General features: G+C 66.1%; 20 protein-coding genes and 2 pseudogenes. 13 read left to right on the top strand and 9 right to left on the bottom strand.

Features of this window, described 5'->3' with window-relative positions:
* Positions 1-111: 111 nt before the first annotated feature.
* The 7 genes from ACX9NE_RS19145 to ACX9NE_RS19115 all read left to right on the top strand — a co-directional run bounded on the left by ACX9NE_RS19145 (position 112) and on the right by ACX9NE_RS19115 (position 5,885).
* Positions 112-321, top strand: coding sequence for a ferredoxin (locus ACX9NE_RS19145; protein WP_459362534.1), 210 nt, complete (start codon positions 112-114; stop codon positions 319-321).
* Entirely contained in the window at positions 318-1,715 is a 1,398-nt protein-coding gene (locus ACX9NE_RS19140) for an NAD(P)/FAD-dependent oxidoreductase (RefSeq protein WP_459362536.1), read from the top strand. Before ACX9NE_RS19145 ends, ACX9NE_RS19140 begins: the two co-directional genes overlap by 4 nt.
* 18 nt (positions 1,716-1,733) lie before the next feature.
* Entirely contained in the window at positions 1,734-2,990 is a 1,257-nt protein-coding gene (locus ACX9NE_RS19135; protein WP_459362537.1) for a cytochrome P450, read from the top strand.
* A gap of 296 nt (positions 2,991-3,286) precedes the next feature.
* Positions 3,287-4,471, top strand: a complete 1,185-nt coding sequence (locus ACX9NE_RS19130) for a cytochrome P450 (RefSeq protein ID WP_459362539.1) — start codon at positions 3,287-3,289, stop codon at positions 4,469-4,471.
* Positions 4,468-4,662 (top strand): ferredoxin, encoded by a 195-nt coding sequence (locus ACX9NE_RS19125; RefSeq protein ID WP_459362540.1) that lies wholly within the window; start codon positions 4,468-4,470, stop codon positions 4,660-4,662. Before ACX9NE_RS19130 ends, ACX9NE_RS19125 begins: the two co-directional genes overlap by 4 nt.
* 51 nt (positions 4,663-4,713) lie before the next feature.
* Positions 4,714-5,502: a heavy metal-binding domain-containing protein gene (locus ACX9NE_RS19120; RefSeq protein WP_459362541.1), complete on the top strand. Its 789-nt coding sequence runs from the start codon at positions 4,714-4,716 to the stop codon at positions 5,500-5,502.
* Positions 5,502-5,885 (top strand): DUF5073 family protein, encoded by a 384-nt coding sequence (locus ACX9NE_RS19115; protein ID WP_459362542.1) that lies wholly within the window; start codon positions 5,502-5,504, stop codon positions 5,883-5,885. Before ACX9NE_RS19120 ends, ACX9NE_RS19115 begins: the two co-directional genes overlap by 1 nt.
* A gap of 30 nt (positions 5,886-5,915) precedes the next feature.
* Here the strand turns inward: ACX9NE_RS19115 and ACX9NE_RS19110 are convergent, their stop codons facing one another.
* A complete protein-coding gene (locus ACX9NE_RS19110) occupies positions 5,916-7,325 on the bottom strand; it encodes a WS/DGAT/MGAT family O-acyltransferase (protein ID WP_459362543.1) in 1,410 nt (469 codons plus the stop codon).
* Positions 7,326-7,444: 119 nt separating this feature from the next.
* The gene (locus ACX9NE_RS19105) at positions 7,445-8,950 is read right to left on the bottom strand and encodes an FAD-dependent monooxygenase (RefSeq protein ID WP_459362544.1); all 1,506 of its coding nucleotides are present in this window, start codon (positions 8,948-8,950) and stop codon (positions 7,445-7,447) included.
* A 102-nt stretch (positions 8,951-9,052) separates the two neighbouring features.
* Between ACX9NE_RS19105 and ACX9NE_RS19100 the strand changes: the two genes are divergently transcribed.
* Positions 9,053-11,785, top strand: a complete 2,733-nt coding sequence (locus ACX9NE_RS19100; protein WP_459362545.1) for a helix-turn-helix transcriptional regulator — start codon at positions 9,053-9,055, stop codon at positions 11,783-11,785.
* A gap of 9 nt (positions 11,786-11,794) precedes the next feature.
* Positions 11,795-12,721 carry an antibiotic biosynthesis monooxygenase gene (locus ACX9NE_RS19095; RefSeq protein WP_459362546.1) on the top strand — a complete coding sequence of 309 codons (927 nt, stop codon included), beginning with the start codon at positions 11,795-11,797 and terminating at the stop codon, positions 12,719-12,721.
* On the opposite strand, the pseudogene ACX9NE_RS19090 reads toward ACX9NE_RS19095, so the two are convergent.
* Together ACX9NE_RS19090 and ACX9NE_RS19085 are read right to left on the bottom strand one after the other, a co-directional pair.
* Positions 12,711-13,428, bottom strand: a pseudogene (locus ACX9NE_RS19090) (SDR family NAD(P)-dependent oxidoreductase). The gene ACX9NE_RS19095 and the pseudogene ACX9NE_RS19090 overlap by 11 nt on opposite strands.
* A gap of 11 nt (positions 13,429-13,439) precedes the next feature.
* Positions 13,440-16,274 (bottom strand): MMPL/RND family transporter, encoded by a 2,835-nt coding sequence (locus ACX9NE_RS19085; RefSeq protein ID WP_459362547.1) that lies wholly within the window; start codon positions 16,272-16,274, stop codon positions 13,440-13,442.
* 284 nt (positions 16,275-16,558) lie between these two features.
* Here ACX9NE_RS19085 and ACX9NE_RS19080 point away from each other — a divergent pair, with 284 nt between their 5' ends.
* On the top strand, positions 16,559-17,431 hold the full coding sequence (locus tag ACX9NE_RS19080) for a DUF4344 domain-containing metallopeptidase (protein WP_459362548.1): 873 nt from the start codon (positions 16,559-16,561) through the stop codon (positions 17,429-17,431).
* A gap of 84 nt (positions 17,432-17,515) precedes the next feature.
* Positions 17,516-18,622, top strand: a complete 1,107-nt coding sequence (locus ACX9NE_RS19075) for a glycosyltransferase (RefSeq protein WP_459362549.1) — start codon at positions 17,516-17,518, stop codon at positions 18,620-18,622.
* Here the strand turns inward: ACX9NE_RS19075 and ACX9NE_RS19070 are convergent.
* The 5 genes and pseudogenes from ACX9NE_RS19070 to ACX9NE_RS19050 form a co-directional block, all read right to left on the bottom strand.
* Positions 18,609-18,826, bottom strand: a pseudogene (locus tag ACX9NE_RS19070) (hemerythrin domain-containing protein); the annotation flags it as partial. The gene ACX9NE_RS19075 and the pseudogene ACX9NE_RS19070 overlap by 14 nt on opposite strands.
* 90 nt (positions 18,827-18,916) lie before the next feature.
* Complete coding sequence (locus ACX9NE_RS19065) at positions 18,917-19,579, bottom strand: TetR/AcrR family transcriptional regulator (protein WP_459362550.1); 663 nt, start codon at positions 19,577-19,579, stop codon at positions 18,917-18,919.
* A gap of 81 nt (positions 19,580-19,660) precedes the next feature.
* A complete protein-coding gene (locus ACX9NE_RS19060; RefSeq protein WP_459362551.1) occupies positions 19,661-20,821 on the bottom strand; it encodes an iron-containing alcohol dehydrogenase in 1,161 nt (386 codons plus the stop codon).
* A gap of 72 nt (positions 20,822-20,893) precedes the next feature.
* Positions 20,894-21,148 carry a hypothetical protein gene (locus ACX9NE_RS19055; RefSeq protein ID WP_459362552.1) on the bottom strand — a complete coding sequence of 85 codons (255 nt, stop codon included), beginning with the start codon at positions 21,146-21,148 and terminating at the stop codon, positions 20,894-20,896.
* 337 nt (positions 21,149-21,485) lie between these two features.
* The gene (locus tag ACX9NE_RS19050; RefSeq protein ID WP_459362553.1) at positions 21,486-22,709 is read right to left on the bottom strand and encodes an FAD-dependent oxidoreductase; all 1,224 of its coding nucleotides are present in this window, start codon (positions 22,707-22,709) and stop codon (positions 21,486-21,488) included.
* A 193-nt stretch (positions 22,710-22,902) separates the two neighbouring features.
* Here ACX9NE_RS19050 and ACX9NE_RS19045 point away from each other — a divergent pair, with 193 nt between their 5' ends.
* On the top strand, positions 22,903-23,532 hold the full coding sequence (locus tag ACX9NE_RS19045) for a TetR/AcrR family transcriptional regulator (RefSeq protein WP_459362554.1): 630 nt from the start codon (positions 22,903-22,905) through the stop codon (positions 23,530-23,532).
* Complete coding sequence (fadD1, locus tag ACX9NE_RS19040; protein WP_459362555.1) at positions 23,529-25,121, top strand: fatty-acid--CoA ligase FadD1; 1,593 nt, start codon at positions 23,529-23,531, stop codon at positions 25,119-25,121. Before ACX9NE_RS19045 ends, fadD1 begins: the two co-directional genes overlap by 4 nt.
* Positions 25,122-25,144: the final 23 nt, after the last annotated feature.

Here is a 25,144-nt window from a genome sequence, read left to right as displayed (position 1 = left end):
GTGCCTGTTATTGCTGTAATGACAGAAACGTTAACGATTGTGCTCGGGCGCACGCCATGCCCGGCGTACGATCGCGACGTTCGCCGCCCGCCAAGTCAGAAAGCCGCTGGCATGCGTATCGTCGTGGACCTGAACAAGTGCCAGGGTTATGCGCAATGTGTTCCGCTGGCACCGGACGTCCTGAAGCTGCTCGGTGACGAGGCGCTGTCCTATGACCCCAATCCCGACGATTCGCAGCGGCAGCGAGTGTTGCGTGCGGCGGCGTCATGTCCGGTGCAGGCAATCATCGTCGAGACATACACCCCCGAGGCGCCGGCGTGAAGAACCCGCTCGTCGCAGAGCTTGTCAAAACCTTTCGGGCCGAAGCCCGTATCGTCATCGTAGGGGCGTCGCTGGCCGGCCTGCGCGCAGCGGAAGCCTTGCGCGACCGGGGTTTTCGAGGGCAGCTGACGCTTATCGGCGACGAGCCGCACCAGCCGTACGACCGTCCCCCGCTGTCCAAGCAGGTTCTCAAGGGCTGGGTGCCTGCCGATCACACCACGTTGCCGCGACTGCGTGCGGTGGACGCCGACTGGCGACTGGGCGTGGCGGCGGTGGGCCTGGACCGGGTCAATCGCCGGGTGCTGCTGGCCGATGGGAGCACCGTCGAATACGACCGGCTGCTGATTGCCACCGGAGTGCGGGCCAGACCGTGGCCCAACGCCGCTGAAGGCGCGCTTGACGGCGTATTCACCGTGCGCACCTGTGAAGACGCGGGCCGGCTGCAGGAAGCGTTGCGGCAACGTCCGCGGCGGGTGCTGATCGTCGGCTCGGGTTTCATCGGGTGTGAGATCGCCTCGGTCTGCTGTGAGTTGGGACTGCCTGTCTCCGTGGCCGAACGGGCCGGCGCACCATTGGTCGGCGCGCTGGGCGGGGTCATCGGCGACATCGCGGCGGCCATGCAGCGCGAGGCCGGCGTCGATCTGCGCAGTGGGGTGTCGGTACAGGCGCTGCACGGCGATAACGACGGTCACGTGCGCCAGGCCCAGCTGTCCAACGGACATAGGCTCGACGTCGACGTCGTGGTGGCGTCGTTGGGATCCATTCGCAACGTCGAGTGGCTGGAGGGGGCCGGCTTGGCCAGTGGATTTTGGGGCGTGGGGTGCGACGCGGGCTGTCGCGCATTCGACATCAACGGTGTCGTGACCGACAACATCTTCGTCGCCGGTGACATCGCCCGCATGCCGCACGTGCTTTACGAATACCAGTTCATCTCGATGGAGCATTGGGACAACGCGGTATTCGGCGCGGAGGTGGCCGCCAACAACATGATCAGCCTGGAGACTGACCGTCGCCCGCACCTGCCGGTGCCGTCGTTCTGGTCGGCGCAGTTCGGGGTGAACATCAAGGGCGCCGGGGTGTGTTCGTTCGGTGACGAGATCGTGTTCACGCAAGGGTCTCCCGGGCAACGACGGTTCGCCGCCGCATACGGACGACGGGGACGCATCGTCGGCGCCGTTACCTTCGACCATGGCAAGTGGCTTCCGTACTACACCTCGCTGATCGAGCGCTCGGCGCCGTTCCCGCCTCCCCCTCCCGGCTACGATCGGCCACCCGACATGACACCGATTCCCGCGCGGTTCCCCGATCCGCGAGTACCGACCGGGCTTCCCGATGTCGTGCTGACCGGGCATGACCCCACCTCGCGGGGAGCCGAATTCCGGCCCCGCCCCTAGAATTCCGTGAGGAGCGACATGAGCGCACGAACCGCCTGGGCCGCGGCGATGCAATATGAGAACCGCGCCGACCCCTATCCATTCTTCGACGAGCTGCGCAAGACCCCGGTCGTGCAAGTGGCCGACGACCTCTACGTGGTCACCGGATACCGGGAACTGCTTGCCCTGGCCCACGATCCGCGGATCAGCTCGGACATCAGGCGCAGCCCGCTGCGCGCCGGTGCGGACCCCGAGGTCGAGGAACTCGGTCGATACGGCCACCAGCAGAGCATCATCGTCTCCGATCCCCCCGATCACGATCGCGCCCGCCGGCAGGTGATGCGACACTTCGGGCCCCCGCACTCCCCCAGGGTGATCCCCGACACCGAACCGAGCATCGTGGCACTGTGCAACGACCTGCTCGACGGCCTGAAAGCCAACGGCGACAAACGCTTCGACGTCGTCGACGACTACGCGTATCCGGTGCCCGTGATGGTCATCTGCCGGATACTGGGCGTGCCGCTGCGCGATGAGCCCACCTTTCACGCCTGGATCTACGACATGCTGTCCGGGCTGGACCTCGGACCGGACGCGTCGACCGAAGAAGGCAGGGCCCGCGTCGAGAAAGGCCGTGCCAGCGGCGAGGCGCTGCGTGGCTATCTGGCCGAGTTGATCGACGGCTACCTGCACCACCCGGCCGACTGCCTGCTCTCCAATCTGGTCAACGACGCCGACGGCCCCGACGGCGCGATGTCGCCGCAGGAGGCGTTATCCAACGCCCAACTGCTGTTGATCGCCGGCCACGACTCGACGGTCAACACGATCTCGAACTGCGTGCTGACCCTGCTGCGCAACCCCGGATCGTTCGACCTGCTCCGGCGACGGCCCGAGCTCATCCCACGGGCGATCGAAGAAGTGCAGCGGCTGCAGTCCGCGGTGCAGTTCTTTCCCAGCCGCAGCGCCACCGACGACATCGAGATCGCCGGAACCGTGATCCCCAAAGGAGCGGCGGTCCATCTCATGTACAGCGCCGCCAACCGCGACCCGGCGCGCTTCACCGAACCTGACACCTTCGATCCGCTGCGCGCCGACAATGAGCACTTCGGCTGGGGCAGCGGAATTCACACTTGCATGGGCGGGCCGCTGGCGCGGCTGGAGGTGAATCTGGCGCTGGAGACGTTTCTGCGCCGGGTCGACAACCCCCGACTGGTTGCCGATCCGCCGCCATACCGGCGCAGCCAGGTGTTCCGCGGTCCCCTACACCTGCTCGTCGACGTCGACGGCATCCGATCCTGAGGCCTACGCCCCATCGCGCCACGTGATCAATTCGGCGAGAGTGCTTAAATCCAACCCGTTTTCGCTCGGCCTGAGTTCCGCGGTGAACAACTGTGCGAATTCTTTTCGGTACAGATCGGCCTGCCTTTCCGATGTTTGCTTTCTGCCAGCTGTACAAATTTGCGCCGACGCCTATCGCTGTTCTTGATGGGACTTACGGCGCCGGTGGCGGCAGCGGCGCCCGCCAACTTGTCTAAGTTACATATTTTTGTAAGACAAGGATTGCCCGCTGTCCGGCGCGGTGTCAGTCTGACTACATGACAGAAGCGGAATCATTCGTCGATCAGGCCGTCATAGGTCTTGCCGAGCCCCAGCCGATGTACAAGGCGCTGCGCGAGTCGGCTCCCGTGTTCAGATCGCCGCAGGCGGTGGTGCTCAGCCGACTCTCGGACATCGAGATGGCGCTCAAGCGCACGGATCTGTTCTCGTCCAACATGGACGCGGTCGATCTGGGGAACCTGCGACCACTGATCCCGTTGCAGATCGACCCGCCTGAGCACGCGAAGTATCGCCGAATCCTGGATCCGCTGTTCACGCCACGAGAGATGGCACGGCGGGAACCGCAGGTCACCGCCCTGGTCAACGAGATGATCGACCGCTTCGCGGACCGGGGTTCCTGCGATTTCCACGAAGAGTTCGCGGTGCCACTGCCCTGCACCGTCTTTCTGCAGTTGCTCGGACTGCCGCTGGAGGATCTCGAGAAGTTCCTGGAATGGAAGGACGGGGTGATCCGGCCCGAGGGGTCGACCGGTTACGACGACCGCCACGACGCCTCGGCCAAAGTCGCCGAACAGATCTACGAATACTTCGACCGCGCGATCGACGACCACATCGCCGACCCGCGCGACGACGTGCTCTCGGCCATGATCGCGACGCACTTCAAAGAAGACGACGGTGCGGCCCTGTCCCGCGAGGAGTTGCTGGACATCTGTTTTCTGTTCCTGATCGCCGGACTAGACACGGTGACGGATTCACTGGACTGCTTCTACGTCTACCTCGCCCGACACCCCGAGCATCGTCGTCAGCTGGTCGAGCAGCCCGACATCCTGCCGCACGCCATCGAGGAATTGTTGCGTTGGGAGACACCGGTGCCGGGCGTCGCCAGAGTCGCTGTGCAGGACGTCGAGATCGGTGGCTGCCCAATCAGCAAAGGCGAGCGGGTCAGCCCCTTGCTGGGCGCCGCCAATACCGATCCGGCCGAGTTCGCCGACCCCGAACGGGTCGACTTCAGCCGGAGTCCGAACCGCCATCGTGCGTTCGGTGGGGGCCCGCACCGCTGTCTGGGATCACACCTGGCCCGCATGGAACTGCGCGTCGCGCTGCGGGAATTCCACCGGCGGATCCCCGACTACCAGATTCCGCCCGGCACCGAACTCAAGTACACCGCGGCGCTGCGCTCGGTCGAAGCGCTGCCGCTGACATTTCCGGTGCCGGCGCGATGACGCGCGTATCGGTGGACGCGGACCGCTGCGTGGGTCACGGACGCTGCTATTCACTGGCACCGCAGATCTATGACTCCGACGACGTGGGCCACGCGGTCGTGCTTGTCAACGACGTTTCGGGCGCCCTGGAGCGACAGGCGCTGGTCGGTGCGCAGAACTGTCCGGAAGAGGCGATCACGCTTACTCCATGAGCGGCGCGTTGGTAGGTACGCTGTCGCAAACGACAGAAGGGACGCCCGCGCATGGAACCTGGCTCGCTCGATCCGGTGGCACAGGAGCGCTTGTCGCATGCTGACAAGTCGTTCACGTCCGACTTGTCGATCAACGAGTTCGCGTTGCTGCACGGTGCCGGGTTCGAGCCGATCGAGCTCGTGATGGGCGTCTCGGTCTACCACGTCGGGTATCAGTTCACGAACATGCGCCAGCAACAGGAACTCGGTGTCCTGACCGAGGCGACCTATCGCGCCCGCTGGAATGCCATGGCGCGCATGCAGGCCGAGGCCGACGCACTCAAGGCGGACGGCATCGTCGGTGTCCGTCTCAACTGGCGCCATCACGGTGAGGGTGGCGAACATCTGGAGTTCATGGCTGTCGGCACGGCGGTCAGGTACACCGAGAAGCCTGGGGCGTTCCGCCGCCCCAACGGGCAGGCCTTCTCCAGTCACCTCTCCGGACAGGACATGGTGACGCTGCTGCGGTCCGGATATGCTCCGGTGGCGTTCGTGATGGGCAACTGCGTCTTCCACATCGCCGTGCAGGGGTTCATGCAGACGCTGCGGCAGATGGGCCGCAACGTCGAGATGCCGCAGTGGACGCAGGGCAACTATCAGGCGCGCGAGCTGGCGATGTCGCGTATGCAGACCGAGGCCGAGCGGGACGGTGCCAGCGGCGTGGTGGGCGTGCACTTCGCGATCTCCAATTACGCGTGGGGACACCACACGGTGGAGTTCTACTCCGCGGGAACCGCAGTGCGGCGCAGCGGAAGCGGGGAAACTATCAAGCCGACGTTCGTCCTGCCGATGGATAGCTGATGTACGAGTTCGACGCCGAGCGAGTCAGCCGCACCATCGCGGAGGCACTCGCCGGTCCGGCTGGGGTTGCCATGGTGGTGAAGGTGTTCGCCGGACTGCCCGGGGTGATTCATACGCGGGCCAGGAGGGGGTTCTTCTCCTCCGACCCCGAACGCGTACAGATCGGCGACTGGCGTTACGAGATCGCACGCGACGGCAGATTGCTCGCCGGGCACGTGGTCAACGGCATCGTGATCGCCGAAGACATCTTGCCGGCCGACGCAGTCGGACCGCACATTACCCGTGCGTTGCAGCAGATCATCGCCCGCTACGGCGCGACGGTGCTCCCAGGCATCAGCGCCGCGGTCGAGGTGCTCGCCACCAGCACCGGCTATCCGTACTGAGCTGACAAGCAGCGCAACGCATTCGGCACGTCAGGAGTCACCTGCCGGCACTGCGGCCGGGGCAGCGCCGACGGGGCAGACCAGCAACTTCTTGAGTGCGTCGGGGAAAGCGTCGGCCATCCCCCACAACTCCGGTAACAGATCCGGGCAGGAAATGATGCCGACACCCAGTGCCCCATTGAGCGACATCGCGGTGACGTTGAGTCCCGCACCGCGTAGCAGCGGTCCGAGCGGATACATCGATTCGATGCGGCAGCCCAAGAAGTACAGCTGGTCCCGTGGTCCGGGCACATTTGACAAGATCATGTTGTAAACGGGGCTGGTACTCAACGGGATTCGCGGCAAGATCCGCATCGCCGCACCGAACATCGTCTGGCCGCCGAACTCAGTCCAGTCGTGCAGCAGGGTGGGCCCCATCGCCGCGGTGTGGTCCTTGGCGGCGCGGTTTCCGGCCGCGATGGCGCGGAGGCGCTCCGCGGGATCGCTGATATGGGTCTGCATGCGGCAGAACATCCAGGTGGTCTGATTGCGACCCGGCCGGTCTGATTTGTCGCGCACCGAAACCGGCACGGTCGCTACCAGCGGAACCTCGGGTAGTTCACCGCGCTCGAGCAGGAATCGGCGCAGCACCCCGGCGCACAGCGCCACCACCACGTCGTTCACGGTCACCCCGAACCGGTCCTTGACCCTCTTGACGTCACGCATGTCGAGTTGGGTGTAGGCCACGTTTCGGTGGTGCGTCAGTGGGCCGTTGAACAGGGTCGGCGGCGCACTGAACGGTGCGGCCATCGTGCGGCCTTCGCGTGCCCGCAATGCCGTCTTCGCCAACGTCGCTATCGTCGCGGGCACCACTGTGGCCAGCCGCAATGGCCGCTTGGCGACGTTGAGAAGTCCGCTTGCAGCGATCGTCAGCGCACTGGCGCGTCCCGCGCCGGCGACCGGTCCGGGCGCAGGAGCATCCGGTATCAGGCTGCACAGCTGCGCCAGCAGGTTCGCCCCGGCGACTCCGTCGACCACAGCGTGGTGCACCTTCAGCAGCACCGTCAAGCCGTTGTCGCGGGCGCTGCCCTCGATCACCCACATCTCCCACAACGGGCGGTCCCGGTCCAGCGGCAGTCCCGCGATGTGGCCGCAGATCTCGGCCAGTTCGCGACGACTTCCCGGCGCCGGCACCGCAACCCGATGCAGGTGGCGCCGCAGCGAAAAACCCTCGTCATCCACCCACACCGGATGATCGGGATTCAGTTGTGTGTCGGCGAGTTTCATCCGGAACTCCGGCACCGCCTGTACGTGCTCCCCCAAAGAGGCACGGAGCTTGGCGTATGAGTAACCATCCGGCATTGTCGACGTATCCAGTTCCAGGACGCAGCACACATTCAACGGCTGCGTCGGTGTCTCCATATAGAGGAAGAAAGCGTCAAGTCCGCTCAGTCGTTCCATAGCCGCCTGCCCGACTGGTCACGTGCAGTGAATTCCAGGGATATCCCCTCGGCGCCGGCGCGTGTGCCTCCCCGTTCAGCCTGCGCACCGAGGTACCGCGTACCCCTGACACCGCGTTGCTAAACCACTCCTCCTTCGATTGGGGAAAGCTGATGCGTTGCGACCGGTTCGCCACACCAGCGCATGAGCACTCCGATGAGTTCGGCCGCCTCCGGGGACCGGCGGGCAGCCCATGCCACATAGCAGTCGGGACGTACCAGCACCACGGCGGGGACCGTTGTGTCGCAATGAATTACCACATCGACCCCAGGCCGGTTGGCGGGAGCGTCCCCGGGGTCCCTGACGAGCAGGACGAAGCGGCCGCTGCGCAAGATTTCGTAGAGCCTGGTGCCGTCGCAGTCGATGTCGGGCATTCGCCGTCCCACCCACGGATCGTCCTTGCGCGGACGTCGTGGATAGGCAACGGCGATGCCGCTGAGTCGCTCGGCGGCAACGCGGCGACCGCGGGGGAAATACAGGAGCGTGCGAATGATCGAGCGCTGCAGGACGCGGCGCAGCTTGGAGCGGCCCAGCACGAGGTGGTTGAGCAGGTCCGTCATCGCCAGCACGCCGGCGCCCACCGGATGACGGTCGGACTCGTAGCTGTCGAGCAACCACTGCCGTCCCGGCCCCTGCACCACAGAGGCCAGCTTCCAGCCCAGGTTCATCGCGTCGCCGATGCCGGTGTTCATGCCCTGCCCGCCGATCGGCGAATGAACGTGAGCGGCGTCCCCGGCCAGCAACACCCTTCCCACCCGATAGTGCCGGGCCTGCCGGCGTTCGCTGAGAAAGCGTGAGCTCCAACGCATCTCGCCGACGCCCAGATCCTGACCTGCGATCCGCGCGAAGGCATCGCGGATCTGCGCCACGGTCACGGGTTCGGTGAGCGGTTCGTGTTCACGCGTGCGGTCCCAGACGATCACGCGATACCAGCCGGCGCCGAACGGCAGCACCAACACCACTCCGTAGGCATTGGTCCTGGCGAACATCTGCTCCTGCGGTGGGCTGGTTAGCCGCACGTCGGCCAGCATGATGTGCGTCTGGTACTGCTTGCCGACGAAATCCACACCGAGCAGCCTGCGCACCGCGCTGTGGGCGCCGTCGCACCCGACGACGTAGCGCGCGCGCAGGGCGGTGCCGTCGGCGAGACCGAGATTCACGCCGTCCCCGTCCTGATCGAGACGAACCAGCTCGGCGTCGTGATGGATAGGGACCCCTAGGCGTCGTGCGCGGGACGCCAGCACATGCTCGGTCCCGCTCTGCGGGACCATCAGGATGAACGGGTAACGCATCCGCAGCTCGTCGGCCAGTGAAACCGTCGCGCCCGGAATCGGTGCCACCTCGGCGACCCGGAAGCCGCGCGAGAGCACCTCGTCGGTGAGCCCCCGGGCGTCGAGCAGTTCCAGGGTGCGGGCGTGCACGGCGAAAGCCCGCGTGACGTTGGGTTCGCCCGCGCGTCGTTCCAGCACTTCGACCGGAACGTCGCGCATAGCCAGCTCGCAGGCCAGCATCAAACCGGTGGGTCCCGCGCCGATCACCGCGACGTCGACGTTGCGGACCGAAGAGCCGGTGCCGTGGGTGTTCATCCTCAGCTCCTTCCGTGTTATCCCAACCCTCCCGCGCTCGGCGGTTCGTCGAATCAGTGAAGTCACCAGTCGCGCCGCCGGTCGAGTCCTACGATCGGTGTTGTGCTGCACGGCCGCGAGCGGGAGTGCGCGCAGCTGGACCAACTGCTGTCGGCGGCGCGGTCGGGGCACAGCGGCTCGTTGGTGGTGCGCGGTGAAGCCGGCATGGGCAAATCGGCCTTGCTCGACTACGCCGCGGCGCAGGCCGGAGGAATGCAGATCCTGCGCGCCGCGGGCATCCCGACCGAAGCGCAGCTACCGTTCGCCGCGATCCACACCTTGTTGCTGCCGATCCTGGATCGTTGCGCGGCGATTCCCGAGCGCCAGAAGGCCGCACTGCTCGGCGCATTCGGGCTGGGGCCCGCGACCGCCGAAGACCGGTTTCTGATCGCCCTGGCGGTGCTGAGCACCTTGGCCGAGTCGGCGGAAAGCGCACCGCTGCTCTGCCTGATCGACGACGCCCAGTGGCTGGACGGACCCTCTTCCGACGCGCTGACATTCGCCGCCCGGCGCCTCCAGGCCGAAGGGATTGTCATGCTCTTCGGTGCGCGGGATCCGCGGTCATTTGCTGCACCCGGACTGCCGGAGCTGAGGTTGGCCGGTATGGACGCGGCCACCGCCGGCGTGATGTTGACCGAACTAACCGGCGGTCCGGTCGGCGCGGCGGTGGCCGACCGGTTGGTGGCCGATACTGTGGGCAACCCGCTGGCGCTGGTGGAACTGGCGCGATCGTTGTCCGCAGATCAGTTGTCGGGGCGTTCGGCACTGCCGGAACAGCTGCCGGTCAGCACTGACCTGGAGCGTCTGTATCTCGAACGGATCGCCGAGCTTCCGCCGCGAGTGCAGACCATGCTGCTGGTGGCCGCAGCGCACGACACCGGGCGACTGGACGAAGTGCTGGGTGCAGCGCAGGTCCTCGGCGCCGGACCGGACGCGCTGGATGTTGCGGAGGCGACCGGGCTGCTCCTGGTGACGTCGACGGTGGTGTCCTTCGTCCATCCGTTGGTGCGCGCGGTGGTCTATCGGGGCGCGACCTCGCGGCGGCGCCGGGAGGTCGAACGGGCCCTGGCCGCGTGCTTGGACGCCGACGCTGACGCCGACCGCAGGGCGTGGCATCTCGCCAATGCGACGACAGGACCGGACGCGCAGGTGGCCGAGTCGCTGCGCGCATTAGCTCAGCGCGCCGCCGGACGGGGTGGGCACGATGCGGCGGCCGCCGCATTCGAACGCTCGGCGGCGCTCACCGCCGATCCGGGACCACGCGCGGAGCGGCTGGCCGACGCGGCTGCGGCCGCGTGGTCGGCCGGACAACCCGAGCGTGCCCGGCGACTACTGGAACTGGCTCTGCCCCTTGCTGATTCAACATCATTACGAGCGCGCATCGGGCACCTGCGGGGGTCGATCGAGGCGCAGTGCGGGGCCCCGTCGGCCGCCTACGCCTTGCTCGTCGGCGCCGCGGATCTGGTTACGGCTACCGAACCCGCGGCCGCCGCGCTGATGCTCGGCGAGGCGGGCCAGCTGGCCTGGGCCGGCGGCGACCTGGAACGGGTGAACGAGGTCGCCAGCAGGCTGGCCGGCCTGCCCGCTGACGACACCCGGGGTTTCGCCGCGGCGCATGTCATCACCGGGCTGTCCGGGCTGCTCCGTGGTGACACCACGTCCACGGCGGCGAAGTTGCGGGTGGCCGCGGAGCTGGCCACGGACAGTCAGCAGCCGCGGGCGTTGCTCGGTGCGGCCGCAGGGGCCATGTTCCTCGGAGAGGATCTACGCGCGATCGATCTGTTCTGCACAGCGGTGGCCAGGGCACGCGCGGCCGCTGAGGTTGCGATCCTGCCGCTGCTGCTTGGACCGCTGGCCATGGTTGAGGCATTGACCAGCCGCTACGCGACGGCATTGGCCGATGCCGCCGAGGGTCTGCGGCTGGCCGAGGAAACCGGCCAGCACAATCCGGCGGCGCATCTGCACGCCGTGATGGCGATGATCGCGTCCGTACAGGGTCGCGGTCAAGCGTGCGTCGACCATGCCGAGTCAGCGCTGTCGCAAGCGATGTCGTCGCGGCTGGGGCCGCACGCGGCGATCGCGTCCTGGTCACTGGCCTTGCTGGATCTGGGCGCCGGTCGCTCCGAGGAAGCGTTCGACCGCCTCGAAGCGCTGGCCCGCGCGGCACCCGGCGAGGGCAACCAGATGGTGATGTTGATGGCGACTGCGGACTTCGTCGAAGCCGCCGTGCGCGCCCGACGCCGCGAAGCCGCCGCCGAAAGCCTGACAACGCTGCAGGCGTGGGTACGCGACACCGGAGCGCCCTGGGCAGGAGCCCTGGTGGCCCGCTGTCACGGTCTGCTCGCCGGTGACGGTGATCAGGATCAGCAGTTCACCGAGGCGCTGCGCCTGCATGCACAGGGCAACCGGCCCTTCGACACCGCCCGGACCCAGCTGCGTTACGGCGAAAATCTGCGGCGGCGCCGGCGCCGTGCCCAGGCACGCAAGTATCTGCGGGCCGCGCACGAGTCTTTCCAGAGGATGGGCGCCGCGCCCTGGGCCGAGCGGGCCCGCACCGAATTGCTGGCTACCGGCGAGACCGCCCGCAAACGTGATGACGGCGCAGCCGATCAGCTCACTCCCCAGGAGCTGCAGATCGCCCGCTTCGTCAGCGCCGGTGAGACCAACCGGTCGATCGCGACGCTGATGTTCCTCAGCCCCCGCACTGTCGACTACCATCTGCGCAAGATCTTCGTCAAGCTCGGGCTGTCGTCACGCGCCGAACTGATCCGGATGTCATTGAGTCATGGGTGGTAGACAACTGGCATGACTGTTGGCGCCACCGCGATCACGTTCTTTCATCCACCGGGAGACACTGAGCGCTTCGGCGGGTGGATCGACGGATATCTGGCAGTGGCTCGCCGGACACCGGGCTATCTCGCTGCGCGCCGATCCGTGTCCGGCGGTGGCCGGCTGGACTGGGCCGTCGAGGTGTCTTTCGAGGGCCCCGAACTGCTGGATGCGTGGCTCGACAGCGCACAACGCAGAACCCTGCTCGCCGACGGCGCAGCGCACGGATTCGGCCGATCAGCCACAGATCTCGTCCTTGTCTTCGACGAGCTACCGCCGCCCAACGCCGGTATTTTCCTGCACAGCGTCGCCCCGGGCAAAGAGGCCGAATTCATTGGTGCACAACGCGATCTGACGATGACCAGCTCGGCTTTCGCCGGATACGAAGGGACAGCCCTGTTTCCGGCGGATCCCACCGGGCAATGGATGTCGGTGCTGCGTTTCCGGACCCCCGGGCAACTGGCAGCGTGGATCGATTCCAGGGAACGCCGGCAGGCCCTGCCTCGCCTGCGCGATAGATTGACTCGCGACTTCGCCGAACTGCCACGCAGTGCGCCATTCGGTTCGACGGTCCGCGTCGCCGACGGTCACGCGAAGATCACTCCGGGCTGGAAATCGGCGATGGTGGTGGTGCTCTGCCTGTACCCCACGGTGATCATGCTGTCCAAGTCGCTGACTCCGCTGCTGAGCCGGGTCGGAATCGGTCAGGCGACTGTGGTTTTCGTGAGTAACGTGATCAGTGTTGCCCTGCTGCAATGGGTTCTGGTGCCAATGGCGTCCCGGCCGTTCCGGCGCTGGCTGGACCCGATCGACGGCGCATCGACCCGCGTCAGCTTGACCGGAGCGGCAGTGATTGTGGCGTGCTATGCGGTGCTGCTGCCGGCCTTCGCGCTCACCGGTTGATCATGGCGTGTAACTCCGCGATCGACCACGGAACGTTGTCGGTGTGGTCGCGGTAACCGAGCAACTGCGGGTTCGGCCGGTTGTATCGGCCCACGAAAACGCCTGCGACGACGAGGGTTTGACCGGTGACGTCGCGAGCAAGGTCACCAGCGAGATAACCCTAGACCGGGGCCGCGAGTCAGGCGGGGCGGCGTCCAGTGACGCGCGCATGGTCGTTTCGTCGAGCAGTCCGCGGCGGTGCAGGTCATCGATGTGCTGTTCGTACTTGGGACCGGTCGACAGCCGGGTCCTGGCACCGGGACATACGACGTTGGCCCGTACGCCGGCGCCCTTCAACTCCGCCGCTATGGCCAGCGTCAGGCTGTTGACGGCGCCCTTGCCTGCGGGATAGCCGGTACCGCCGTAGTCGCCCAGAAACGCCACCGAACCCGTGTTGATGATGGTGCCATGCCCCTGGGCTGCCATCGCCGTCGCGGCGACCCGGCAGGTGTGGAACACCGTGCCGAGGTGCGCGGCGATCAGAGTGGCGAACTCCGGGGAAATCCGCAGGATCGACGAGCGTGGCGGCTCAGCGATTCCGGCACAGTTGACCAGAATGTCCAACCGGCCGAATGACCTTCTGCACGTCTCGATCAATGCCACGGCGAGTCCTCGTCGTCGGCTGCACCGGCGACGCCGACCACGACGGCACCACGCGCCGTGAGCAGGTACTCATCGCTCACGTCGCCGCGGGTGCCGGCTCGAGTTCGTCCTCCTCGGCGGCCGACCGCGGCGGCCACCAGAGCCAGCGGTCCAGCACCACCATCGTGGCGGGTAGCACGAAGGTGCGTACGACCAGGGCATTGAGCAGCAACCCGAGCCCGACGGTGACGCCGATCTGCGCCATGCTCAGGACATTGCTGATAGCCAGCGCGAACATGGTGATCCCAACCACGATGGCACTCACGGTGACGACCAGTCCCGTTGCGGCGAAGGCACGGATGATGCTGGTCCGCAGCCCAGCCGCGATCCCCTCGCGGATGCGCATTGCAAAGAGCATGTTGCCGGCGGATGCGATGCCGACCATCAACACGAACGTGATGGGAGCCACCGACCAATGCAACTCGTGATGCAACAGGCGAGTCCAGATCACCACGCTGGCGCCGAGCGCGCAGACATAGGACGCGGCCATTGTGCCTAGCACCAGAAAACCGGCCAATGCGCTTCGCAGCAGCACCGCGGCGATCAGGAAGCTGACGCCGAGGGTGATCCATCCCGTCAGTGTCAGATCGCCGAACACGATGTCCTGAAGATCGCGGGTGGCCGGTCCGACGCCGGTGAGATCGACTGCCGTCGGTTTGAGACTGGTTGCGTTTGCCGCATCGTTGACGGCGTTCGCCACGACCCGCGCGCGCACCGCACCATCGCTACCCCATTCCTGCCCGTTGCCGTAGATCAGCAGGCGGGTGGCGTACCCGTTCGGCGAGAAGAACTGGTTCAGCACCGGCCGCATACTCGGGTCGGTGAGAATCCGGCGGGCGGAGTAGAGATCGGTGGATGTGCTGTCCTGGGAAACGGCTACCAGCCCGCGAAGATAGTCCGAAAGGTCCTGGACGGGCGCCGGACGGGCGTCGCCCAACACGTCTTTCAACTGGGTCGCCTGGGCTTTCAACTGGCCGATCTGAGTGCTGACACCGATGATCAGCCCAGTCAGATTGGGTGGGTCGGCTGCCGCGACGGCGTCGGCGGTGCTCCTGGCAAGCTGCTCGGTGGCATCCACCAGCTTTGCGGAACCGTCGATGACAGCGGCGGACCACTGCACCGCATCCTGGGCCGCGGTACACACGGGGGTTTTCGGGCAGTCGGTGATCGCGTTGACGAATTTCCGCAATGGCTCGAATATTTCGCCGACGTCAGCTGAGCGGGCGTTGAGCTTCGTGATGGCCTGCTCGGTGACACGTACAGCCAGGCTCACGCCGCCTATCGCATAGGGACCGGACTGCAGACCCGACTGAATCATGTCCAGCCCGGAAACAACGTCGCCGACGGCGGCGCCGAGTTGACCGAACGTCATCTGCCGGGCGGTGATCTCGTCGGAGAACTCGTCGAGCCGATCACCGACGTTGCCGCCGGTGGCGGATAGAACCGCCTGTTTGGACTCCATACCGCCGGGATGGCTTGCCGACTGCACCAGGCGAACCCCCGATATCGCCATGACCGAGCTGGTGACGCGCTCGATGGCGGCCAAGCCGCTGGGTGTGCGGATGTCGTGGTCGGTTTCGATCGTCACGACGGCGGGCTGCAGATGGTTGGGGCCGAAGTGCCGGTCCACCGCCCGGATTGCGCGATTGGATTCGGTGTTCGGGGAGGTCGCCGCTGCTTCGTCCCAGCCGATCGGCACACCGGGCAGAGTGATCAGCATGATGAGCACAAAGACCCCGCTGGCCACCAGGATCGGCGCCGGCCAGCGCGCCACCTGGGTGCCGATCCGCCGCCAGCGGCGACGCAGACGCAGGTGCGGGCGCGGCTTGAGCAGATCGGCGCGATCGGTCAGTGCGACCAGGGCAGGCGTCAAGGTGAGTGCGGCCAAACCAACCGCTAGCACGCCGATTGCGCACAGCACTCCGATCATCGCGAGCATGCTGATCCGAGCGAGGCTGAACCATCCCACCGCGCCCAGCGGTGCGATCACAATCAGAGTGGAACCCACGATCGTGGGGGCGACGCCACGGTAAGCGTCATGCAATGCGTCGAACTTCGAGAAGTTCTGTAGTCGTCGTTCGTGATATCGCCCGAGCAGGAACATCGCGAAGCCGGTTCCGGCCGCCAAACTCACCGCGACGGCGACGGACAGCGAGAACAGCGAGACATTGACGATGTTGCGCGCGGCCAGGTAAGAAATCACCGGCTTGGCCACCGCCAAACCCAGCAGCACCGAGGCCAGCGGTAGCAAAGCGGCGATCACTGACCGATAAACGATGAGTAGCAGTACCAGCAGAACTGCCACGGTGGTTTCGGTGATGAGCTGCATCTGCCGATTGATGGCGGCCAACTCGTCCATGACGCTGGCACCCGGGCCGGTGACATACACATGTAGACCGTCCGGTGGATGCATTTTGGCGATGATGCCTCGTGCCAGCACGATCGAATCGTCGGCTTCTGCGGTACCGACCATGCCGGCCAGTCGCAGGGTGGCTGTGACAACGTGGCGGTCATCACTTATCGCCGCGTCCGCGGCGACCGGCATCTGCCACCAGTCGATCACTTCGTACACATGCTGGGGCGCGGCACGCATGGCGGCAACGAGCTGGTCATAGAAGGCCCGGTCCCGGTCGCTGAGCGGTCCGTCACGATCGAGCACCAGATATGCCACGTTGTCGGTCGGCGGCTGGGCGAAGGCCGCTGCCGAACGTTGCACAGCAAGAGAACTCACAGCGCCCGGCGGAAAGAACGGCTCGTCCTCATCGGCGACCACCTGATCGAGTGGCGGAGCAAGGCTGTTGCCGGCGACCACGACAAAAGCCCAGATGCCGACGATCAATAAGGCGAAACGGTAGATGAGGCGGGCAATCAACGCGTAGGCCTCAACTTCCCCACGGGTTAGGTCTCACGCCGTAGCCCGTCTGCTCAACTGATCAATCACCATCTGAACCGGCATCGTATGTTGCCCCTCAAGTCGGCTAATTCAACCACCCCGGCCTGCGGACCGACAGTGATTCAGGGGTGTGTGCCGCGTATCGGTTCCGGTTGTCGATTTCTACCCGGTCGCGGCCGGGGTGTCTGGGCGCGGCGCATGCCGTACCGTTCTGACAGGTCCTGGGCAGACCGTGGTGCAGTGCGTCGAAGGGTGCTGGGGAGATGAGCAGTCGACTCGTCGTTGTCATGGCGTGCGCCGCGCTGCTGGCCGCGGCCGGATGCAGCGGTTCGAAGGGCCAACACTTCGAGGGCAGATCGCGCGCGTCCGAGCGCCCGCCGGGCACGTCGCAAACCGATCCGGTAAATGAGCCGGCGGCCGCGGGCAAAATGACGTTCCGCTACGAGGATGCGACCACGGCCGAGGCACAGAGCGGTCGGCAGTTGATGGCGGACGCGAAGGTTTTGGAGAACGTCGCCGCACATGTGAACGACACGCTGAACCTGCCGCACGACGTGGGGGTGGTCGGTAAACAATGCGGCGAGGCCAATGACTACTGGGATCCCAACGTCAACGAAATTCAGCTGTGCTACGAGGACATTCAGCAGAGCCAGCAACGGTTCGCCGGCTCCGGCAACGCGACTCCGGCGCAAGCCGCGGTGGATGCGACGATTTCGGGGTTCTATCACGAGCTCGGTCACGCGACGCTCAGCGTCTACGAACTCGCCTTCACCGGACGCGAGGAGGACGTCGCCGACCAGTTGTCCGCGTTCATGCTGCTGGCTCCGGGCGCCGACGGAAAGCCGTACCCGAACGGTGTCCGCATCGCCACCGACACCGCCGAAGACTGGAAGCTGAGCGCCAAGCAAGCCGGCGACGCCAACGAATTGCCTTTCTGGGACGGCCACTCGATGGACATCACCCGGATGTACAACTGGGAATGCTGGATCTACGGGTCGGACACGACGGCCAACGCCGGCATCGTCACGTCAGGCGATCTGCCCGAAGACCGCGCCGGCAACTGCGAAGAAGAGTTCCAGAACATGTCCCGGGCGTGGCAGCAGATGTTGGGACCGCACCTGAAGAAACCCAGCTGAGTTCGAGCATGAGTTCACGCAATATTCAGGTGGCGGTGGGCCTTGGCTCGTTGACCGCACATGAGCGACCGTTTCGCTCACAGTATGCGGGTCGTTCAGGTCGCGAACTTCTACGGTCCCCGGTCCGGAGGGCTGCGAACGGCGGTTGACCGGCTGGGCGCCGAGTACTGCGCGAAGGGCCACGAGGTGTTCCTGGTGGTACCGGGGGCGCGCGTGCAACGCAGCCGGCTCGATACCGGTGTCATGCGAATCACCGTGCCCGCCAGGTTGCTTCCATTCACCGGCGGCTACCGCGCGATCATGCCCGCACCGGTGCGGGCGCTGTTGACCGCACTACAGCCCGAAGCGCTCGAGGTATCCGACCGGCTGACCCTGCGCTCGTTGGGCCGCTGGGGCCGCGAGCACGGCGTCACCACGGTGATGATCTCCCACGAGCGCTTGGACCGGCTTGCGGGCCAGGTTCTTCCACGGCGAACCGCGCAGCGGTTCGCGGACTTTGCCAACCGGCGCACCGCCGCCGGCTACGACACGGTGGTGTGCACCACCGAATTCGCCCGCGAAGAATTCGACCGAATCGGCGCAACGAACGTTGTGACCGTCCCGCTAGGTGTCGATTTGCGGACCTTCCATCCACGGCGACACAGTGTGCAACTGCGGCAGCGCTTCGCCGCACCCGCTCAGGTACTGCTGGTGCACTGCGGGCGGCTGTCGGTGGAGAAGCGCGCGGACCGCAGCATTGACGCCCTCGCTGCGCTGCGAGCCGACGGCGTCGATGCCCGGCTGGTCATTGTGGGCGAAGGCCCGTTGCGCGCCCGGCTACAACGTCATGCCGCCCACCTGCCGATTGACTTCACCGGATTCGTCACCGATCGGCACACCGTCGCCGCACTGCTGGCCACCGCAGATGTGGCGCTGGCGCCGGGTCCACACGAGACCTTCGGACTGGCCGCACTGGAATCGCTGGCCTGCGGCACGCCCGCGGTGGTGTCGCGGACCTCTGCGCTGAGGGAGATCATCACCGCCGACAGTGGAGCGGCGGCCGACAATGATCCCACCGCCATCGCCCACGCGGTCCGCGAAATCGTCGGGCGTCCGGAGCACCACCGCCGCATCGGCGCGAGGCACCGCGCCGAAATGTTCAGCTGGCAGCGGTCAGCGGCGGGCATGCTGACGACGTTCAGCTCGGCGTGAACTGACTCCGGTCGTAGATGCCGAGGCCTTTCTCGATATCGGCCACTTTATCGACGATCCCCTCGAAACCGGCCGGCCCGAAGCGGCGGTGTTCTTCGTCTTCGAAAACTTCGGGGAGTTCACGGAAATCTCTGGCAGGCAACACATCGCGTAGCGCGGGAAAAACCAGGCTGTCCACGCGCGCTCGTGCGGCTCGTACATCCGGCCTCTCGAGTCGCGCCGGCCGCCTGCGGCTACGGGGAGCGAAATTAACCGTGCGACAAGGAGATTGCAATTCCCGCCGGAGGCATTTAATCAACCCGCATCGCGCGTGCCGGTCAGGTGTCCCCGGTGCCGGCTATCCAGAATTCCGCGCGCGATCGCCGCCAGGATCTTGTCGAGTTGTTCTGCGCTGTCGATGAGTCGGTCGCCGTGGGCGAAGCGCAACAGCAGGCCATTGATGAACGTCAACGTGATGTTGCTCAGGTCCTGCAGCACGGCGGACTCCAGCTCGGGGCCACGCGGCATCAGCTGTACGAGGATCTCACGATGCAACTTGGTGAAAGCCCGTGCACCGTGCGCCAGCGCCGCGGCCAGGGCTGGGTCACGGGCGGACTGCATCGTGAGCTCGTATCTGGCCCGGGTTCTGGACAATTCAGGCTCGCAACCGGACTGGATCACCACCTGCGACAATGACGACGGCGAACGGCGTCCCTTGTTCTCTGTCCGCGGACGGGCATTGTCGGCGACAGACTGCAGATTTGCCAGATCCAGTTCCACCAGCCGCTCGGCCACAGCAAGCAGCAGTGCCGACCGGGTTCGGAAGTAGAACGACGTTGTGCCGTCGGGGACGCCGGACTTGCGGTCCACCTTCAGGTGGCTCAAACCCTTGGCCCCATCGGCGGCGAGCAGTTGAATCGCCGCGTCGCACAGATCACGACGGCGCTCGGCCGGGTTTGGTTTCCGTCGCTTGTCCATCGTCATTCCGCCTCGGGTTCGGGCGCACACGTTACTCTACAGATGTAGTGTCGGTAAAGTGTCGCGGCGGGCCAGGGCCGCTTACCCATACAGCTGCGTGTAGAGCGCTTCGATTTCAGCCGTGCCCGGGACCACCGGATTGTTCGCCGGTGAGCCGGACGCCACCGCTTGTTGGGCCATCAACGGGATACTGGCATGCCACGCAGCGCTGTCGATGCCATACGACTTCGGGGTGGGCACCTCGAGGTCAGCGCACAACTCGGTGAGCGCGTCGACAAGCGCCTGAGCGGCCGCCCGGTCGTTCGCTGCGGCGTCGGCCACCCCGTAGGCCCGTGCGCACTCGGCGTAACGTCCCGGTGCGCCCTCGATAGAGAACGCCGTGATCGCCGGGAACAGCATCGCGTTGGACAGGCCGTGTGCCACACGGAAGTGCGCGCCGATGGGTCGGCTCATTCCATGCACCAGCGCGACACTGGAATTGGAGAACGCCATGCCGGCCTGGGTCGCGGCCGCCATCATCGCTGCACGAGCCGCTGCATCCGACCCGTCGCAGTATGCGCGTCTCAGGTGCGCAGCGATGAGCCGGATTGCCGACAGCGCCAGCCCGTCGCTGATGGGATTGGACCTGCGGCTGACGTACGCCTCCACCGCGTGGGTCAGGGCATCCACTCCGGTGTCCGCGGTCAGTCGCGGCGGCATCGTCATGGTGAGCTCAAAATCGACGATGGCGGCTATCGGCAGGAACGACAACCCGGGGCACAACATCTTCTCGTTGGTGTCGCTGTCGCTGATTACGGTGAATTGTGTTGCCTCCGAGCCGCTTCCCGCCGTCGTCGGTATCGCGATGACCGGTAACGCCGGGCCGGCGTAGTTGCTGGGCGATTTGAACCGGCGCATCGGACCCGGCTCCAAAGCAAGAACCGCCAAGGCTTTCGCGGTGTCGATCGGGCTGCCCCCGCCGAAAGCGACCAGGCAATCGGCATGGTGTGCGTGCACCGCGTCGATGCCCTCAGTGAGCGAGGCGGTGGTGGGATCGGCGACGGTCCGGTCGAAGAGCGCGGGCTGCTTGCCGGCTGCGCTGAGCTGGTCGATCGCCCGCGCCACCGCTCCGCTGGCGGTGAGGTAGGAGTCGGTCACCACCAGCGGACGGTGCAGGCCCAGCAGGTCAACGAGGCCGCTGAGCTCGGCGAGCGCACCGCCACCCAGACGGATATGCCGGGGAAACGCAGCCGATGTCGACATTGATCACATCCCTGCGTTCCCCGGACCGCCCCGGCGCGGTCACACCCTAAACACTAGGGGAACGACGGTGAATCAGGTGCACGGAATGCCGTGGGGCCCGCCCACCCAGTGGCCGGGCGGCGACTGCCAGGGGCAGTACTGCTTGATCTGCCCGGGCGCCGGACGCCAGTCGGTCGGGTTTTCGACCCGCGGCACCGGCGGCACCGGAGGGGGCCCGGGGATGTTGGGCCCCGGTTTGGCCTGTGCGGTGCCTACCCCCAGACCCAGCGCACCAGCTCCGAGAGCACCGGCCATCAGTGCGGTCCCGATCGTCTTCTTGATTTGCATGGCATTGCCTCCTGTGCTCAGCCCGGCTCTCTCTGACCCCGTTCATCGCGGGTGGCACCCGGTGGCGCTCGACTGGGCTGAGTATTCTCAGCACTTTTGCATACCCGATCCCCGAAATTTTCAATCACCGCGCGCCGTTATAGCCGGCGTGCGGAATGGATCAACTCGGCATCGGCTACCCCAGCGTCTCGGAGCTTCCACCGGTGGAGTTCGTCGAGCAGATTTGGCTGCCATCGATCCAGCCATATCGGCCGAATCTGCTGGGGCATAACTCAGCGACACCCCGCGTGGCAGCCGCGCGCTACGGAGTACATGCAGGAGGGCACACGACTCGACGCTAACCCTGGTCGCGCCGCGCGAAGGCGGGAGCGTGCTCGGGCAGTACGCCGACCCCGATGAAGTATGCCGGCACCACGGAGAGCCACGGCAACCGTTCAAGCAATCGCAGCAGGGCTGCCGGCGGAGCGGGGTCTTTGCCGCGCAACAGCGGCCCGAGCAGCCCGCGATGGAGCATCCGTTGCACGAATTGTGTCAGCGCGGTGGGAAATACGCGGCGGCGGCGAACCGCTGCCAGGTCATGCGCGCTGACCTGGTGCTTCCGCAGGGGTTCGGCGAGAATAGTCGCGGCCGCGACGGCGTCTTGAACCGCGAGGTTGATTCCGACGCCCCCCAACGGCGACATCGCGTGCGCGGCGTCCCCGATACAGAGCAATCCGTCGCAGTGCCAGCGCCGCAACCGATTTACCTTGACGTCGAGGTGCTTGACTTCGTCCATGGAAGTCAACGCGTGCACCGAGCCGGCCGCCTCGGGAACCAGCGCGGCCACGTCGCGGCGGAACGCTTCGATGCCCTGCGCACGCAACTGAGCGTCGGTGCCCTTGAGCCCGATGTAAGCGATCTGGTAATAACCCTGGCGCGGGATGACGGCCAGTGCCCTGCCGGGGCCGGTTCGCGGCACGAAGGAGAATTCCGCGTCGTCCTCGCGCGGCAATTTGAACCACCACACATCGAACTTCACCGGAAAATCCCGGGTCTGCAGCCCGGCATCCTGCCGCGCTAACGACCACCGCCCGTCACAGGCCACAGTAAGTTCAGCGCGCAATTCGCCGCGGCCCTGCGGGCCCTCGTAACGAACTCCGTTGACCCGATTGCCTTCTTTGAGTAAGCCGGTGACTTCGGTGTTCATCCGCAGAGTGAAGGTCGGTTCGGCAGCGGCCGCCTCGGCGAGCAGATTCAATAGGTCCCACTGCGGGACCATGGCAATGAACGGATGGGGCTGGCGCAGCCGCTCGAAATCGAGGTAGGTGACCGTGCGTCCACCCGACTCGAAGGCGGCTTTACGCAACTCGTTGAACGGCAACCCGGAGAATTGTTCCCACAGTCCCAACTCGTCGAGTAATCGCAGGGTGGAACAGTGGACGGTATCGCCCCGGAAATCCCGCAGAAAGTCGCCGTGTTTCTCCAGCAGCGTGACGTCCACCCCGGCGCGGGCCAACAACAGCCCCAATACCATGCCGGCCGGGCCACCCCCGATGATCGCGCACGTGCTGTTGTCAGCCATCGACCCTAAGCATAGGGCTGCCAGCTGTTGCGGTCTGAGTGGTCGGTGGCCGGTGCCCCTCGCGTCCCCGGTGCAGCCGCGCGTAACGCGTCCCGGACCGGCGACGGCATAACGTCTGCTATGTTTTGTCGGCCCAATCCGTTGGTCACCGCCGCCCGAAAATGGGCGCATCCGCAGGAGTAGTGATCTCGTAATGGTGTCCGGACGAGCCGGTCCGACCCGGCCCGCCCACGGCAATCAGGAACGGGCCGAGCGCACCCGGGCGTTAGTGATCGGCATGACGGTCCAGATTGTGCTCACCGAAGGCATCGCCGCGGCCAGCGGCCGGCACATCGCCGACGCGGCGGGCGTGACCTGGGGAGTGATCCAATATCATTTCGGTGACCGCGACGGCCTGCTGATGGCGGTGGTGGACCAGGGATTCGACGAACTACTGGAAGCGTTGAACTCCCTGCCCCCGGCCACGAAGGACATTTCGACGCGAGAGCGGGTCGAGGCGGCCGTCACGGCGGCCTGGCACGCGATGTCGAGCCCGACTGCGCGCGCGGCGACGGAGATCCTGATCGGCACCCGCGCTACCCGCGGAGCCTCCACCACCCAGCACATCAGACGGCTCGGCAGAACCTTCAACACGCTGATCGCCACCATCGACCGCGATCTGGGACCGACACGGAACGCGGCCATCGGCGAACTGCTGCTGACCACGTTGCGCGGCATGATCGCCAATCAGCTAGTCATGCACCGGCCTGTCGACACCACCAAAGAGCGCCGGCTGCTGGTGGACGTGGTGAGCAGCTACCTCGACCGGGCATCGGATTCGTGACCGAGACGATTCAGGCACTGCTGCGAGCGCGCCTGTCGGATTCCGCAGTCGCGGTGAAATACGCTGACCTGCAATGGACTTGGAGTGAGTACCTGGCGAAGGCGACGGCGCAGGCGGCGGCCCTGCTGGCCGTCGCGGACACTGACCGTCCGGTGCACGTCGGTTCGTTGCTGGGCAACACGCCTGAGATGCTGACGCAGATGGCGGCGGCCGGACTGGGTGGATACGTGTTGTGCGGGCTGAACACCACCCGGCGGGGCCAGGCGCTGGCCGCCGACATCCGACGCGCGGACTGTCAGATCGTCGTCACCGATGCCGAGCACCGAGCGCTACTGGACGGTCTAGACCTGCCAGGCACCAGGATTCTCGACACCTCGACGCCGCAATGGTCGGAGCGGGTTGCGGCGGCCGGTCCGCTGCTACCCCATCGTCAGGTCGAGATGATGGACCCGTTCATGATGATCTTCACATCCGGCACGAGCGGCAACCCGAAGGCGGTGCCGGTCTCCCATCTCATGCCGACGTTCGCCGGGCGCAGCCTCGCCGAGCGGTTCGCCTTGACCGAACGGGACACCTGCTACGTCTCGATGCCGCTGTTCCACTCCAATGCGATGGTCGCCGGCTGGGCCCCCGCGGTGGTCTCCGGAGCCTCGATCGTCCCGGCACGGTTTTCGGCACGGAACTTCCTCGCCGATGTCCGTCGCTACGGCGTCACGTACATGAACTATGTCGGCAAGCCGCTCGCCTACATCCTGGCCACCCCGGAGCGCGGCGACGACGCCGACAACCCGTTGCGGGTGGCGTTCGGCAACGAGGCCAACGACAAGGACATCGAAGAATTCGCGCGCCGATTCGGCGTGCAGGTCGAAGACGGTTTCGGTTCCACCGAGAATGCCGTCATCGTCTTGCGCGAACCCGGCACTCCGCGCGGTTCCATCGGCAAGGGGGTCCCCGGCGTGGCGGTCTACAACAGCGAGACGGTCACCGAGTGCGACGTAGCGCGCTTCGACGACCACGGTGTGCTCACCAATGCCGATACGGCCGTGGGTGAGTTGGTCAACACCACGGGTGCGGGACTGTTCACCGGCTACTACAACGACCCCCAGGCCAACGCCGAACGCATGCGCCACGGCATGTATTGGTCCGGCGACCTCGCGTACAAGGATGAGCAGGGCTGGATCTACCTGGCCGGCCGCACCGCCGATTGGATGCGGGTGGACGGCGAGAACCTTGCCGCGGCGCCGATCGAACGAATTCTGTTGCGGCACCCGGCGATCAACCGCGTGGCCGTCTACGCCGTCGCGGACAAACGGGTGGGTGACCAGGTCATGGCGGCGCTCGTCCTGCACGCGGGACGCCCGTTCGACCCGCAATCGCTGGAGGCCTTTCTCGATGCGCAGCCAGACCTGTCCCCCAAGGCGCGGCCCCGCTACATCCGCATCGCCACCGATTTGCCCAGCACCGCCACCCACAAGGTGCTCAAACGCGAGTTGATCGCGCAGGGCACCCATGTCGGACCGGGCGAGGTGCTCTGGGTGCGTGACGAACGTGGCAGCGCCTACCGCGTCGACTCCGGTACTGGCCGGTGAGGGCTCGATGCCGGACGATGTCC

Source organism: Mycobacterium sp. ML4, from assembly GCF_054515735.1.
The sequence above is the reverse complement of the archived record's forward strand: the minus strand, read 5'-3'. Positions and strand labels throughout refer to the sequence as shown.

Bases quoted from the DNA above. Each gene is read 5' to 3' on its own strand.
- ACX9NE_RS19075 (WP_459362549.1), top strand. From the start codon at position 17,516: ATGCGGGTCGTTCAGGTCGCGAACTTCTACGGTCCCCGGTCCGGAGGG.
- ACX9NE_RS19125 (WP_459362540.1), top strand. From the start codon at position 4,468: ATGACGCGCGTATCGGTGGACGCGGACCGCTGCGTGGGTCACGGACGC.
- ACX9NE_RS19095 (WP_459362546.1), top strand. From the start codon at position 11,795: ATGACTGTTGGCGCCACCGCGATCACGTTCTTTCATCCACCGGGAGAC.
- ACX9NE_RS19145 (WP_459362534.1), top strand. From the start codon at position 112: ATGCGTATCGTCGTGGACCTGAACAAGTGCCAGGGTTATGCGCAATGT.
- ACX9NE_RS19065 (WP_459362550.1), bottom strand. From the start codon at position 19,579: ATGGACAAGCGACGGAAACCAAACCCGGCCGAGCGCCGTCGTGATCTG.
- ACX9NE_RS19060 (WP_459362551.1), bottom strand. From the start codon at position 20,821: ATGTCGACATCGGCTGCGTTTCCCCGGCATATCCGTCTGGGTGGCGGT.
- ACX9NE_RS19115 (WP_459362542.1), top strand. From the start codon at position 5,502: ATGTACGAGTTCGACGCCGAGCGAGTCAGCCGCACCATCGCGGAGGCA.
- ACX9NE_RS19080 (WP_459362548.1), top strand. From the start codon at position 16,559: ATGAGCAGTCGACTCGTCGTTGTCATGGCGTGCGCCGCGCTGCTGGCC.
- ACX9NE_RS19110 (WP_459362543.1), bottom strand. From the start codon at position 7,325: ATGGAACGACTGAGCGGACTTGACGCTTTCTTCCTCTATATGGAGACA.
- ACX9NE_RS19050 (WP_459362553.1), bottom strand. From the start codon at position 22,709: ATGGCTGACAACAGCACGTGCGCGATCATCGGGGGTGGCCCGGCCGGC.
- ACX9NE_RS19045 (WP_459362554.1), top strand. From the start codon at position 22,903: ATGGTGTCCGGACGAGCCGGTCCGACCCGGCCCGCCCACGGCAATCAG.
- ACX9NE_RS19055 (WP_459362552.1), bottom strand. From the start codon at position 21,148: ATGCAAATCAAGAAGACGATCGGGACCGCACTGATGGCCGGTGCTCTC.
- ACX9NE_RS19135 (WP_459362537.1), top strand. From the start codon at position 1,734: ATGAGCGCACGAACCGCCTGGGCCGCGGCGATGCAATATGAGAACCGC.
- ACX9NE_RS19105 (WP_459362544.1), bottom strand. From the start codon at position 8,950: ATGAACACCCACGGCACCGGCTCTTCGGTCCGCAACGTCGACGTCGCG.
- ACX9NE_RS19120 (WP_459362541.1), top strand. From the start codon at position 4,714: ATGGAACCTGGCTCGCTCGATCCGGTGGCACAGGAGCGCTTGTCGCAT.
- ACX9NE_RS19130 (WP_459362539.1), top strand. From the start codon at position 3,287: ATGACAGAAGCGGAATCATTCGTCGATCAGGCCGTCATAGGTCTTGCC.